The sequence below is a fragment of the Pseudomonas sp. E1MeOHC2 genome (assembly GCF_058745025.1).
Genome location: NZ_CP196675.1, coordinates 5,163,715 through 5,177,026, shown reverse-complemented (window position 1 = coordinate 5,177,026; position 13,312 = coordinate 5,163,715). Strand labels below are relative to the sequence as shown.

Annotated in this window: 11 protein-coding genes and 1 pseudogene; all 12 read left to right on the top strand. The window is 61.3% G+C overall.

What is annotated here, in order from left to right; genetic code table 11:
• Positions 1 to 38 precede the first annotated feature (38 nt).
• A complete protein-coding gene (locus ACSSU5_RS23400; RefSeq protein WP_492559938.1) occupies positions 39 to 1,313 on the top strand; it encodes an OprD family porin in 1,275 nt (424 codons plus the stop codon).
• Between the two features lie 274 nt (positions 1,314 to 1,587).
• Positions 1,588 to 2,964: an amino acid permease gene (locus ACSSU5_RS23395; RefSeq protein WP_264313375.1), complete on the top strand. Its 1,377-nt coding sequence runs from the start codon at positions 1,588 to 1,590 to the stop codon at positions 2,962 to 2,964.
• A gap of 102 nt (positions 2,965 to 3,066) precedes the next feature.
• Positions 3,067 to 3,813: a helix-turn-helix transcriptional regulator gene (locus tag ACSSU5_RS23390; protein ID WP_492559937.1), complete on the top strand. Its 747-nt coding sequence runs from the start codon at positions 3,067 to 3,069 to the stop codon at positions 3,811 to 3,813.
• Between the two features lie 10 nt (positions 3,814 to 3,823).
• On the top strand, positions 3,824 to 4,132 hold the full coding sequence (locus ACSSU5_RS23385) for a hypothetical protein (RefSeq protein WP_492559936.1): 309 nt from the start codon (positions 3,824 to 3,826) through the stop codon (positions 4,130 to 4,132).
• 87 nt (positions 4,133 to 4,219) lie between these two features.
• Positions 4,220 to 4,306 (top strand): annotated as a pseudogene (locus tag ACSSU5_RS23380) (hypothetical protein); the annotation flags it as partial.
• 194 nt (positions 4,307 to 4,500) lie between these two features.
• Positions 4,501 to 7,056, top strand: a complete 2,556-nt coding sequence (locus ACSSU5_RS23375; protein WP_492559935.1) for an HWE histidine kinase domain-containing protein — start codon at positions 4,501 to 4,503, stop codon at positions 7,054 to 7,056.
• A 317-nt stretch (positions 7,057 to 7,373) separates the two neighbouring features.
• Complete coding sequence (locus tag ACSSU5_RS23370) at positions 7,374 to 8,339, top strand: amino acid ABC transporter permease (protein ID WP_492559934.1); 966 nt, start codon at positions 7,374 to 7,376, stop codon at positions 8,337 to 8,339.
• Between the two features lie 15 nt (positions 8,340 to 8,354).
• On the top strand, positions 8,355 to 9,119 hold the full coding sequence (locus ACSSU5_RS23365) for an amino acid ABC transporter ATP-binding protein (protein ID WP_492559933.1): 765 nt from the start codon (positions 8,355 to 8,357) through the stop codon (positions 9,117 to 9,119).
• Between the two features lie 55 nt (positions 9,120 to 9,174).
• Positions 9,175 to 10,014, top strand: a complete 840-nt coding sequence (locus ACSSU5_RS23360) for an ABC transporter substrate-binding protein (protein WP_264313381.1) — start codon at positions 9,175 to 9,177, stop codon at positions 10,012 to 10,014.
• Between the two features lie 95 nt (positions 10,015 to 10,109).
• The gene (locus ACSSU5_RS23355) at positions 10,110 to 11,405 is read left to right on the top strand and encodes an NAD(P)/FAD-dependent oxidoreductase (protein ID WP_264313382.1); all 1,296 of its coding nucleotides are present in this window, start codon (positions 10,110 to 10,112) and stop codon (positions 11,403 to 11,405) included.
• 18 nt (positions 11,406 to 11,423) lie between these two features.
• Positions 11,424 to 11,894, top strand: a complete 471-nt coding sequence (locus tag ACSSU5_RS23350) for an Lrp/AsnC family transcriptional regulator (RefSeq protein WP_264313383.1) — start codon at positions 11,424 to 11,426, stop codon at positions 11,892 to 11,894.
• A gap of 152 nt (positions 11,895 to 12,046) precedes the next feature.
• On the top strand, positions 12,047 to 13,234 hold the full coding sequence (locus ACSSU5_RS23345; RefSeq protein ID WP_492559932.1) for an MFS transporter: 1,188 nt from the start codon (positions 12,047 to 12,049) through the stop codon (positions 13,232 to 13,234).
• Positions 13,235 to 13,312: the final 78 nt, after the last annotated feature.

Here is a 13,312-nt window from a genome sequence, read left to right as displayed (position 1 = left end):
GGGGGTGCCCTGCGCTCAAAATAAAGGAAATAACAATAATGAAGATCCTTGCACGCGTCACCTCACCACGCCTTGCGCCCCTCTGCCGGCCGCTGGTGGTTGGTTTGCTCAGCTCGACAACTGCACTTGGGGTGTCGGCAGGCAGCTTGATCGACGACACCACGGCAACCCTGAACCTGCGCAACTTCTACCACAACCGCAACTTTGTAGACCCCGCCTACCCCCAAGGCAAAGCCGAGGAATGGACGCAGAGCTTTATCTTCGATCTGCGTTCAGGCTTCACTCAGGGCACCGTAGGTGTGGGCGTCGATGTGCTAGGGCTCTACGCCCTCAAGCTCGATGGCGGGCGCGGCACCGCAGGCACGCAACTGCTGCCGGTACACGAGGGTGGCAAGCCGGCAGACGACTTCGGCCGCCTGGGGGTCGCGCTCAAAGCCCGTTATTCGGCGACTGAACTGAAAGTCGGTGAATGGGTATCGCTGCTGCCCATCCTGCGCTCCGATGACGGCCGTTCATTGCCGCAGACCTTTCGCGGGGCGCAACTGACCTCCCGGGAGATTGAAAACCTGGCCCTCTACACCGGCCAGATGCGCGGCAACAGCCCGCGCAACGACGCCAGCATGGAACGCCTGTTCATGGCTGGGCGCCCGGACGCAGCCTCCGACCGCTTCAACTTCGCCGGGGGCGAGTATCAATTCAATGACAAGGCCACTCAGGTGGGCCTTTGGTACGCCCAGCTTGAAGATATCTACCAACAGCAGTACCTCAACATCATCCACAGCCAACCTGTCGGCAACTGGACGCTGGGTGCCAACCTTGGCCTGTTTCTCGGTGACGAGCACGGTGCTGCCAAAGCGGGCCAGCTGGATAACAAGACTGCCTCTTTGCTGCTGTCGGCCAAGACCGGTGGGCACACCTTCTACCTGGGCTTGCAGCGGGTATCGGGTGATACGGGCTGGATGCGGGTCAACGGCACGGCCGGTTACCCGCTGGCAAACGATACCTACAACTCAAGCTACGACAGCGCTGACGAGCGTTCATGGCAGCTTCGTCACGACTTCAACTTCGCAGCCCTGGGGGTACCGGGCCTGACGATGATGAACCGCTATTTGTCCGGTGATCACGTGCGCACCAGTGCAGGCGGCCAGGGCAAGGAATGGGGGCGTGAGTCGGAACTCGCCTACGTCTTCCAGAGCGGCCCGCTCAAGGATCTGTCGGTACGCTGGCGCAATTCGACCCTGCGCCGGGACTTCAGCACCTACGACATTGATGAGAATCGCCTGATCATCAACTACCCGATCACGTTCCTTTAACCCTTGCCCGCCCCGTCTCACAGGTCGCCGCCCCCGTCTACCACAGCACCCTCAGGAAAAAATCGCAGGATGTTGTGCGCAGAATTCGCTTGAGATGCACGGCCGCTTTGCCCAAGGTGGCCAGCCTGATAGCTATTGCCTGAAAAAAGGCTACAGGGCGTGGACGCAGGCGCACGACGATGCCTGTGTGTGGGGGGCGACAGTTTCAGCAGCGGCAAGCCTTGCGCTGCAGCAGCGTCGCCGATTCCTCCAGATAATAAGAGAGGACAAGAACATGCAATCCAACAGTCTGAAGCAAAGCCTGAAACAACGGCACATCACCATGATCGCGCTAGGCGGGGTGATCGGCGCGGGGCTGTTCATGGGGTCGGGCAAGTTGATTGCCTCGGCAGGGCCTGCCGCGATCCTGTCGTACTTCATCGGCGGCATTGTAGTCACCCTGGTGATGTTCATGCTCGGCGAGATGGCCTGTCGCAACCCGGACGCGGGTTCGTTTTCGACCTATGCCAATACGTATCTGGGCGAATGGGCGGGGTTTACCGTGGGCTGGCTGTACTGGCTCAAGTCGATGCTCACCATCACCCTGGAGGCGGTGCTGCTAGGCGCCATCCTCAACGATTTTCTGCCGTGGCTACCCATCTGGGCCGGCGCGTTCATCATGCTGGTGACGTTGATGGCCAGCAACGCCTACTCGGTCAAATCCTTCGCTGAAGTGGAGTACTGGCTGGCCGCGATGAAGGTCGCCACCATCATCATCTTCATGGTGCTGGGGCTCTCGATTCTGCTCGGCCTGCACAGCAACATCCCCTCCCCTGGCTGGGTCAACCTGACCGCTCACGACGGGTTCATGCCCAATGGCCTGTCGCCGGTGATGGCCGGCGTGGTGGTGGTGATCTTCTCGCTGGGTGGGAGTGAAATCGCCGCCGTTGCGGCTGGCGAATCGGAAAACCCGCGCAAGAACGTCATTCGCGCCATCAAGAGTGTCATTCTGCGGGTGATGCTGTTCTATGTCGGTTCGGTGTCGATCCTGATTCTGTGCCTGCCCTGGACAGACACGGAAAACCTGGCTTCCCCGTATGTTTCGCTGTTCAGCCTGGCCGGGTTCAGTGGCGCCGCAGTGGCCATGAAGATCGTGTTGTTCATCTCGTTCATGTCCGTGATGAACTCCTTCATGTTCTCCAACTCGCGCATGCTGTTCTCGCTGAGCCAACGTGGGCACGCGCCCAAGCTGTTTTCACGCACCACGTCCAAAGGGGTGCCGCTTAACGCCCTGCTGCTGAGCCTGAGCATCTGCCTGTTGATTCTGACCGTGCACTTTGTCAGCGGCGGCGACCTGTTCATGACCCTGGCCAAAAGCAGCGGCACGTTCGTGATGATCGTGTGGATCTTCATCATCATCGCCCACTTTGCCATGCGCTGGAAAACCCGGCATGACGCGGTTGATCCCACAGCTTTCCGGGCGTGGTTCTTCCCTTACGCCAATATCGTTGCGCTGTTCGCACTGCTGGCGGTGATTGTCACCCAGGCGTTCGACCCGGCGTCGCGGTTCCAGTTCTGGTTCACCACCGTGACGTCACTGGTGGTACTGGGGGCGTATCTGCTGATGCGTAATCGGCTGGCGGGGAAGTCGGTTGGCTATGTCGGTAGCTGACTGCGGCTAAGCCGTCATGACGAGGCCATCGCAAGATGGCCTCTCAGGCAATGAGCAGGTGAACTCTGATATCCTCCCGCGTCGATAACAGGAGGTCACCAGGTGCGTAAAGCTGATCGCTTGTTTCAACTGGTCAATCTGATTCGTGTCCATCAGCCCATCACTGCCGAACGCCTGGCTAGCCGAATCGGCGTTTCCATTCGCTCAATCTATCGATACATCGACGACCTCTCCTTCAGCGGGATCCCGATTTATGGCACCGCTGGCGTGGGGTATGCCCTCGATGACGATTTTGAGCTGCCGCCGTTGGCATTGAACAGGCTCGAACTCAACGCCTTGATGCTCGGGATGGACATGCTTTCTGCCAGCGCCGATAACGATCTAAGCGCTGCTGCAAGGACGTTATTGAGCAAGATCTCGGCGTCCATGGCCCAGCACAAGGTCGACCCCAGCACCGCAACCATCAGAGCGCTTGGCTCGACCGGTGCCTCCACACGCCTGCATTTGGCAGCCCTGCGAAAGGCTATCGAGAATGCCCAGACCCTGAAAATCACTTACACCCGTTTGGACGGTGCGGTATCGCAACGCCTCATTTACCCGTTGGGTCTTTTTTACTGGGGTGGGAAGTGGACAGTCGGAACCTGGTGCGGTACGCGTGCGGCGTACCGTGACTTTCGGGTTGATCGCATCGCGTCGATCACCATTGCCCACCAACCCCTACCCGACAATCCTGCCTTCGATCTTCAGGCGTACATGAAGTACCAGGCAAGCCAGTGGCAAGCGATCACCCCTACTGACACTACGCTGTCAGTAGGGGGCACTGACAATGGAACCTTCTCAACACACTGAAGGTATCCCCATGCAGCACTCATCTCATGTACTTGAATTGGCCATCTTCAAGGTCAAACAGGAATGCGTTGCACAAATACCCGCTCTTCGCGTCGGGCTTCGTGAAACGTTAAAGAGCTTTCCTGGGCTGCTCGAATACCATGCCTACTGCCCTATGAGCGACGACCGAGTCTTTGCGGACTTGGCCATGTGGGACAGCCTTGAGAATGCTCAGCACGTGGCAAAGGCCTTCAACGATGGAGACCCCAGATTCTCCGAGTACATGCACGCCATTGAACAGCTGACGTTCATGAGCCACCTCGCGCCAGAGATGAACTGAGCGTCAACACTAGCCTCTGTACGAAAAGCTTTTGTGGGAGCGGGCTTGCCCCGCGATGGAGTGCGAAGCGCTCCTGTACCCGATATCACCATCAGCGCGGAAAACCTCAAACGCGCCCATGCCCTGTTAGAGCGTGGCCAGGCCCGCGGCAAAATTGTGCTGGAAGGTTTCTGATCGCGGTATACAGCTCAAGCCGCATGTCATGCCAGCACGGCCAGCCTTGCGCTGGCCGTCTTTCGCCCCTGATGACGAAGCGTAACGTGCAGTCTAGACTCAAGGCCTGAAATCGACTGTAAACACTTCGTTTGCCTGAAAATGTTCGGCAGTCATGCAGGCAGCCGGTCTCTGGTAAACCGCAGGGGCCGCCTATGACTTTGCAACCTACCGTCAACTTGACCAACTGCGATCGCGAACCCATCCAGATCCCAGGTAGCATCCAGCCGCACGGCTGCCTGCTGGCCTGCAACGCATCGGCAAGCGTCGTCCTGCGTCACTCCGCCAATACCCTGGGCATGCTGGGCGTGACGGGCGAGATCAACGGGCAACGGCTCGAAACCATCATCGGCACGGAGGCCGCTCATACGCTGCGCAACTCGCTCGCGCGGGTAAAAGAAGCGTCCCGACCGGCACTGTCGTTCGCCGTGAGCCTGCCGTCCGGGCAAGCGTTTGACGTAGCCGCGCATCTATTCAAAGGCACCGCCATTCTCGAGTTCGAGCGCTGCGGCGCGAGCATCGCCGAACCGATCGAACTGGTACGCACCGTCATCGCCCAGTTGCGAGAGATCGACCGCTCCGACAAGCTGTTCCCCGATACCGCCCGCCGCGTGCGAGCGCTGCTGGGTTACGATCGGGTGATGATCTATCAGCTTGGCCCTGACGGCGCCGGAAAGGTCATTGCCGAGGCCAAGCGCAGCGGCCTCGAAAGCTTCCTGGGGCAGTACTTTCCCGCATCGGACATCCCCCAGCAGGCACGTGCCCTGTACCTGCGCAATCCGGTGCGCATCATTTCGAATGCCACGTTCACAACCGTCCCCATCGAGCCTGTGCTGGACCTGTCTGGCGAGCCACTGGACCTGTCCTACGCACACCTGCGCAGCGTGTCGCCCATTCACTGCGAGTACCTGAGCAATATGGGCGTGGGCGCTTCCATGTCCATTTCGGTCATCGTCGATGGCGCGCTCTGGGGGCTGATTGCCTGCCACCATTACGCACCACGCACGTTGAGCATGGGCCAGCGGGTCGCGGCGGAAATGTTCGGCGAATTCTTCTCGCTGCATATCCAGAGCCTTCGTGCCAGACAAACCCTGGAAGCCGCCGCTTACGCACGCCAGGTGCTGGACAACCTGCTGCGTGATGCGCATCGCACCACGGATATCGAAGAGCTGCTGCGTGCACGCATGGCAGACTTCAAGTCACTCATCCCCTGCGATGGCATCGCCATGTCGCTGCAGGGGCGCTGGTCCGCAGAGGCGCTGACCCCGCCCAAGGCGGCGGTACCCAACCTGCTGCGCTTTGCCGAAGGAGTTGCCGAAGGTCGTACTTGGGCGTCGAACTGCCTTTCGATGGCGCACCCGCCCGCCCACGACTATGCCGTCGACGTATCGGGTGTATTGATGATTCCGATGTCTCAGCACCCCAGGGACTACCTCATGCTGTTTCGCAAGGAAGTGCTCGAGACCCTGGATTGGGCCGGTGACCCCAACAAGACCTACGATAGCGGGCCACTGGGTGAGCGCCTGACACCACGCAAAAGCTTCGCCGTGTGGAAGCAGACGGTTCATCAACACTCACAGCCCTGGTCCGAGCAGGACCGCCAGTTTGGCGAGGCCATCCGCGCCGCGATCGTCGAAGTAGCCCTGCACAACAGTGAACTCATGGCCGACGAGCGCTCCAAGGCAGACGTCCGCCAGCGGATGCTCAATGAAGAGCTCAACCACCGGGTGAAGAACATTCTCTCGCTCATCGGTGCGCTCGTGGCCCACCCCACCTCGGAAAACCAGACCCTCAACAGCTATGTCGCAACGCTGAAGGGCCGCATTCAGGCGTTGTCCCTGGCACACGACCAGGTCGTGCGCGGTGATGGCGGCGGGCGTTTCTCCACGCTACTGGAAGCCGAGCTGTCACCGTACCGCACGTCGACCGATGCCATCGAACTGAACGGCCCTAACCTTCTGCTTGATGCCCGCGCCTTCTCGGTGCTGGCCCTGGTGCTTCACGAGCTGGCGACCAACGCCGCGAAGTACGGCGCGCTGTCTCGGGCGGGCGGCAAACTGGCGGTCAGCTGGACGATCGATTCGGGCGGGGGCTGCGATATCGCGTGGTGCGAGAGCGGTGGGCCTACGGTTCGCCCGCCAAGCCGAAGCGGTTTTGGCTCGGTGCTGATTGAACGCAGTATCCCCTTCGACCTCGGCGGGACCAGCACCCTGGAGTACAGGCCAGAAGGCTTGCACGGGTATTTCAAAATTCCTGGCAAGCACCTCACCCAACTTGAAACAGCCGACACCGCGGCCCCGTTGATGGCGCCAGCAATGCCGCCCATGACCAGCACAAGCCTGGTCAATTCATGCGTGCTGATTCTCGAAGACCAACTGGTGATTGCCGTGGGCCTTGAACAAATTCTGGCCGATGCGTTGGTCGAGGATGTGATCACCGCAAGCTCTGAAGCAGAGGCGTTGAAACTGCTGGCTAACCACAGGCCAGATGTGGCGGTGCTGGATATCAACCTGGGGACGGGTACCTCCATTGCCGTTGCCGAAGAACTTACGCGCAAGAACATCCCCTTCCTGTTCGCCACCGGCTACGGCGACGGCATCAGCATTCCCGTGCATTTGAAGCACGTCCCCGTGGTGCGCAAGCCCTACGATGCCCTGTCGATACTGTCTAACCTGGAAAACCTGATCGACAACCGACTGGCTGCGGGCTGAGCGTGCGAAGCAGAATCAATTATCCAGCTCATCCTTGGTGATGTTGCCAGTGTGCGGATCAACGTGAAATTCGTAATGCTTGCCATCGGCCTTGAAGCCCGCGCCTTCTCAATGGCCGTCATCAGCCTCGCTCATGCAGTAAAAGCCGAGGCCTGCAACATGACAGTTGCAGGCCTGCCAATGTAAAGGCGCAAACCCATCAATCGATTGAAAAAAACCTCAAAGTCCAGCATTTCGACAGGTAGTTGCCTGCGCTTCGCCTCCCTACAATGGCCTCACAACAACAAAGGAGCCCAGCTCCGTGAGGCACGCACCCCATGTATAGAGATCACATCGTCAAACCTCGTGCGACCGACAGCCTGGCGTTCATGAGCATGGTCGCTGCGGTCATTTTCACGGTCGCGCTGTGCTACGGCGTGGGCGAAGGGGGCCTGGCCAGGTTGATGGGCCCGATTGTCCTCGACCTTGAGGCACCGCTACTGCGCAACCTTGCCGTTGCCGGCACCCTGACCATCACCCTGGTCCTGAACCTGTTCATCCTTGGCCGCTTCCCGCTGCGGGCCCAGGTGATCACGGTGTGGGGCGAACTGCTGATCCTGTTCCTGTTGTTCTTCGACACCTTCGATCTGTCGTACAGCTTCATCTCCAGCAAGGTCGGTTTCATGATCACCCAGGGGGTGTTCACCACCGTCTACGTTTCTACCCTGTCGATCGCCATCGCCTTCGTCCTGGCGTTGCTCGGTGCCACGGCGCGGTTGTCCTCCAACGGCTTCGCCATCGCCATCGCAAGCTTCTACACCTCGTTCTTTCGCGGCGTACCGCTGCTGATCCAGATCTACCTCATCTACCTGGGCATCCCCCAGCTTGGGTACGTGGTCGGTGCAGTGCCGGCCGGCATCCTGGCCCTTTCGCTGTGCTATGGCGCCTACATGACCGAAATCTTCCGAGCCGGTATCAGCAGCATCCCGCGCGGGCAATGGGAAGCATCGCGGGCCATTGGCCTGACGCCGTTCCAGGCCATGACCCGAGTGATCCTGCCGCAGTCGATGCGCCTGATCATTCCCCCCACCGGCAACCAGTTCATCTCGATGCTCAAGGACAGCTCGCTGGTGTCGGTCATCGGCGTCTGGGAACTGATGTTCCTCGCCCGCACCCAGGGCCGCGCCGAGTTCCGTCACCTGGAAATGCTGATCACCGCCGCCGTCCTGTACTGGGTGCTGTCGATCCTGCTGGAAACCGTGCAATCGCGCCTGGAAAAACGCTTCAATCGCGCCCATCGCTGATCGAGGAGCTTCTAGATGAACCAAGCATTCACCCCCGCAGCGGCACCGGCTGGCGTAGCGATCCGCGGCCTGCAGAAATGGTACGGCGAGTTCCATGTGCTCAAGGGCATCGACCTGGAGATCGCCAGCGGCGAGATCGTGGTGATCTGTGGCCCGTCCGGCTCCGGCAAATCCACCCTGATCCGCTGCCTGAACCTGCTTGAGGACTTCCAGAAAGGCGAGGTGTTGATCGCCGGCGACCAGCTGACCCGCGAAGCCGCCAGCGTGGCCAGGATCCGCCGCCAGGTCGGCATGGTGTTCCAGCAGTTCAACCTGTTCCCGCACCTGACCGTGCTGGAAAACCTGATGCTCGGCCCGCGCCTGGTCAGCAAGCTCAGCGAGCCCCAGGCCCGTGCGCTGGCCCTGGAATACCTCGACCGGGTGCGTATCGCCAGCCAGGCCGACAAGTTCCCCGGGCAGCTTTCCGGCGGCCAGCAGCAGCGGGTCGCAATTGCCCGTGCGCTGTGCATGAAGCCGCGCATCATGCTGTTCGACGAGCCGACCTCGGCGCTGGACCCTGAAATGGTCAAGGAAGTGCTCGACGTGATGGGCGAACTGGCCCAGGACGGCATCACCATGCTCTGCGTGACCCACGAAATGGGCTTCGCGCGCAAGGTCGCCGACCGCATCATCTTCATGGACCAAGGCTGCATCATCGAACAGGCGCGGCCCAACGAGTTCTTCGACAACCCACGCCATGAGCGCGCCCGCGCGTTCCTCTCGCAGATCCTCAGCCACTGAGGCTGTACCTGACGCTGTGCAATACAACAACAATCGTGTATCCGGAGACTTATCGATGAACCCAGTCACTCGCTTGCTTGCTGTAACCGCCATTGCCAGTACCTTGTCGCTCGCCGCAGGCGCCGCGTGGGCCGGCGCCACGCTGGACCGCATTCACGACAGCAAGGTCATGAAAGTGGCCACCGCCGCCAACTGGCCACCGCAGTCGTTTCTGGGTGACGACAACACCCTCGAGGGCTTCGATATCGATGTGGCCAACGAAATCGGCCGTCGCCTGGGCACCAAGGTGGCCTTCGTCACGCCCGAGTACGGCATCATCACCGCTGGGCGCTGGGCCGGGCGTTGGGACCTGTCGGTAGGTTCGATGACACCCACCACCGAGCGCGGCCGGGTACTCGACTTCCCGGCCATCTACTACTACACCCCGTATGTGTTCGCGGTGCACAAGGACGCCGCCGGCACCAGTGCCGAGGACCTCAATGGCAAGAAAATCGGCGTCGAGGCGGGCACCACCTCCGAGGATTACATCAATCGCCGGCTGAAGATCGACGCCGCCGATGTGCCGCCGTTCACCTATGCGGTGCAACCGGGCGATGTACAGACCTACGGCGACAGCATGGGCCCGCTGGACGACCTGCGCATGGGCAATGGTACTCGGTTGGACGCCACCCTCTCCGCCCTGCCGACCATCATGGGGGCTATCAAGGCCGGTTACCCAATCGCTGCCGTTCAGGGCAAGCCCGCCTATTACGAGCCCCTCGCCATCGCCGTGGACAAAGGCGACGACGCCTTCAATGCCGAGCTGGCCAAGGCAGTCGATGGCATGAAGGCCGACGGCACGCTGAAGCAGCTTTCCGAGAAGTGGTACGGCGCCGACCTCACCCACGTGCAGTAACCCCCACCAGCCCGCAAACCAGCGCCCTTCATTCGGAGGGCGTAGGGCGCCCTCATGCCCGGAAAAAGCGCCCAGAGCACAGGATGACCAGATCGATGTCCACTTACAGCAACAACTACTACACCGGCACCATGCGCCCTGCGCCGCAACGCCGGCCGCTGACCGGGGAAGTGCGCGCCGATGTCTGCATCATCGGCGGCGGCCTTGCCGGCCTGAGCACGGCCAGGGAACTGCTGGCACGAGGGCGCTCCGTGGTCCTGCTGGAAGCTGCGCGGGTGGCCTGGGGCGCCTCCGGACGCAACGGTGGCTTCGTCCTGCAGGGCTGGTCCGAAGGTTTGTCGGCCATCGAGCGACGCTGTGGCAAGCAGACGGCGGCATCGTTGTTCAAATTGTCACTGGAAGGCGTCGACATCGTACGCCAGACCATCGCCGAGCATGAGCTACCGGGCTGCGCCCCCACCACTGGCAAGCTCAGCGTGGTGCGCTACGAGGACAGCGACAACCTGCAGCGCACACGCGACCGCATGGCGCGGGACTTTGGTTTTGAAATGGAGTACCTGGATACCGCAGCGATCCGCAGCCGGTTGAACACCGAGCGGTACTTCCAGGGGCTGCGCGACAACCACGGGTTTCACTTCCATCCGCTGAACTATTGCCTGGGCCTGGCCGAGCTGGTGGAGATACAGGGCGGCACGATCCACGAGCAGTCGCCCATGCTGCGGGTCGAACACAAGACCGCGGGGCATCGTGTCAGCACGGCCCACGGCGCAGTTACCTGTGCTGACGTGGTGTACTGCTGCGGCGGCTACGGCGGCCCCGAGTTCGGCCCCTTGCGCCGGGCATTCTTACCGATCGCCACCTACGTCGTGCTGACCGAGCGCCTCGGTGAACGGCTGCGCGACATCGTGCGCACCCCCGATGCCGTCGGCGACAACCGCCGCGCCTCCGACTACTACCGCATCGTCGAGGGTGACCGATTGCTCTGGGGTGGCCATATCACCACACGCAACCTGCAGGATGAACAGCGTCTGGGCCAGCTGCTGACCCGCGACATCCTCAACGTGTACCCACAGCTACACGGGTTGAAGATCGCCAAGGCCTGGTCCGGCCTGATGGGTTACGCCCGCCACAAGATGCCGCACATCGGCCCGCTGGGCCGGGGGCAGTGGGCTTGTACTTCATTTGGGGGCCATGGTATGAACACCGCACCCGTGGGTGCCCGGGTGGTTGCCGAGGCCATCTGCGGCGAGACCGATCGCTACCGTCTGTTCGATGCCTATGGCCTGGAATGGAACGGCGGGCCATTCGGGCCGGCTGCGGCGCAAACGGTGTATGCGGGCTTGAAACTCATGGACCGGTTCCAGGAAGCGCGCTCGCACTCCAACAACTGACACCGACCAGGAATCGCCATGGATGCCCACAACCCCGGCGCGCTGTTCAAACTGACCGAAAAAGACCGGCAACTGCTCGCGCTGCTGCAAGCCAACGCCCGCGAGCCCACGGCTTCGCTGGCACGCAAGCTGGGGGTGTCGCGCTCTGCGGTCCAGGAGCGCATCAACCGGCTGGAGAATGCCGGTGTCATCACCGGCTACAGCGTACGCATCGACCAGGACAAGCTGCAGCAGGTGATCAACTGCTTCACCATGACCTCGTGCAGCAACAAGAGCTACACCGATGTAATGACCACCCTGCGCAAGATGGAATCGGTGCAAGCCGTGTATGCGGTGTCCGGCGAGTCGGACTTCATCATCCATCTGACCACCCACACGCTGGGTGAACTCAATGCCGAGCTGATCCGTATCAACATGATCAAAGGGGTCGCGCACACGGCGTCGCACATCGTCATGGAGACCAAATTCAGTCGCAAGCTGACGGTGTAAAGCCGGTTTCACCGCCTGCCTCCCAGTGGAGCACATTTGTACTCCTTGCCAGAAAACCCCGTCGAGGGGGCGCCCTGCATCCTCGACGTTGCGCGCCCAGATTGACTATGATCCCACGTTGAACGTTTCAGCATGTTTCAAAAGGGATTCAAATGTCTGTCCATGAAGCACCTCCGTTAACCCTCCCGAAAAGTACTGTCGCCAAGATGGAAGCCGCCATGGCGCTGGGCAGCTTTGCCATCGGCACCGGCGAATTCGCCATCATGGGGTTGATGCCGGACATCGCCGGCAACCTGCAACTGAGCGAGCCCCAGGTGGGCCATGCCATCAGTGCCTATGCGCTGGGCGTGATGGTCGGCGCCCCGACACTGGCGATCCTGGGTGCCAAACTGCTGCGCAAGCACATGCTGCTGCTGTTGATGGCGCTGTACGCCCTCGGCAACCTGGCCACGGCCTTTGCCCCCTCGTTTGGCGGCTTGGTGACTTTTCGCTTTATCAGCGGCCTGCCCCACGGCGCCTACTTCGGCATCGCTGCAGTGGTGGCATCGAGCATGGTGGCGAACAACCAGCGGGCGGGCGCGGTGGCACGGGTGATGATGGGCCTGACGCTGGCCATGTTGCTGGGCAACCCGGTTGCCACCTTCCTGGGGCAGTACTTCGGCTGGCGCTCTGCGTTTGTGCTGGTCGGGCTGATCGCCCTGTGCACCATCGCCATGGTTTGGCGCTTCGTGCCGCAACCGCACGATGAGGTGCGCAGCGACCCGCGCAAGGAGCTGCAGGCGTTCGCCCTGCCCCAGGTGTGGATGGCGCTGGCCATCGCATCGATCGGCTTTGCCGGCATGTTCTGCGTGTTCAGCTACCTGGCACCGACCATGCTGCACGTAACCCAAACGTCGCCGCAGTGGATCCCCTTTGGCCTGGCCGCCTTTGGTGTCGGCGGCATCGTCGGCAACATCGCCGGTGGCAAGCTGTTCGACCGCCTGCAGTTTCGCGCCGTGGGGCTGGTGCTGATCTGGTCGATTGCCGTGCTGCTGTTTTTCACCTTCGCAGCGCATTCGCTGTGGACCCTGTTGCTGGGCGTCGGCCTGGTCGGCACCATGATTGCCCTGGCCGCGCCCTTGCAAATCCGCCTGATGGATATTGCCCATGAAGCCCCAAGCCTTGCGGCAGCCTCGAACCACGCCGCGTTCAACCTGGCCAATGCACTTGGGCCGTGGTTGGGTGGCATGGCCATCACCGCCGGCATGGGCTGGACCAGTACTGGCTATATCGGCGCCGCAACGGCGTTGGTCGGTTTTGCCATTTACTGCGTGGCCCGCCGCATGAAGGGTGGGCACTGATCAAGTTGCCAGGGGGGCGTTGTGCGCCCCCCAACTTCTACATAAAACAGGCGCACGTAAGTTAATTAACGCAGTAAA

Bases quoted from the DNA above. Each gene is read 5' to 3' on its own strand.
- ACSSU5_RS23360 (WP_264313381.1), top strand. From the start codon at position 9,175: ATGAACCCAGTCACTCGCTTGCTTGCTGTAACCGCCATTGCCAGTACC.
- ACSSU5_RS23385 (WP_492559936.1), top strand. From the start codon at position 3,824: ATGCAGCACTCATCTCATGTACTTGAATTGGCCATCTTCAAGGTCAAA.
- ACSSU5_RS23355 (WP_264313382.1), top strand. From the start codon at position 10,110: ATGTCCACTTACAGCAACAACTACTACACCGGCACCATGCGCCCTGCG.
- ACSSU5_RS23370 (WP_492559934.1), top strand. From the start codon at position 7,374: ATGTATAGAGATCACATCGTCAAACCTCGTGCGACCGACAGCCTGGCG.
- ACSSU5_RS23350 (WP_264313383.1), top strand. From the start codon at position 11,424: ATGGATGCCCACAACCCCGGCGCGCTGTTCAAACTGACCGAAAAAGAC.
- ACSSU5_RS23345 (WP_492559932.1), top strand. From the start codon at position 12,047: ATGTCTGTCCATGAAGCACCTCCGTTAACCCTCCCGAAAAGTACTGTC.
- ACSSU5_RS23400 (WP_492559938.1), top strand. From the start codon at position 39: ATGAAGATCCTTGCACGCGTCACCTCACCACGCCTTGCGCCCCTCTGC.
- ACSSU5_RS23375 (WP_492559935.1), top strand. From the start codon at position 4,501: ATGACTTTGCAACCTACCGTCAACTTGACCAACTGCGATCGCGAACCC.
- ACSSU5_RS23365 (WP_492559933.1), top strand. From the start codon at position 8,355: ATGAACCAAGCATTCACCCCCGCAGCGGCACCGGCTGGCGTAGCGATC.
- ACSSU5_RS23395 (WP_264313375.1), top strand. From the start codon at position 1,588: ATGCAATCCAACAGTCTGAAGCAAAGCCTGAAACAACGGCACATCACC.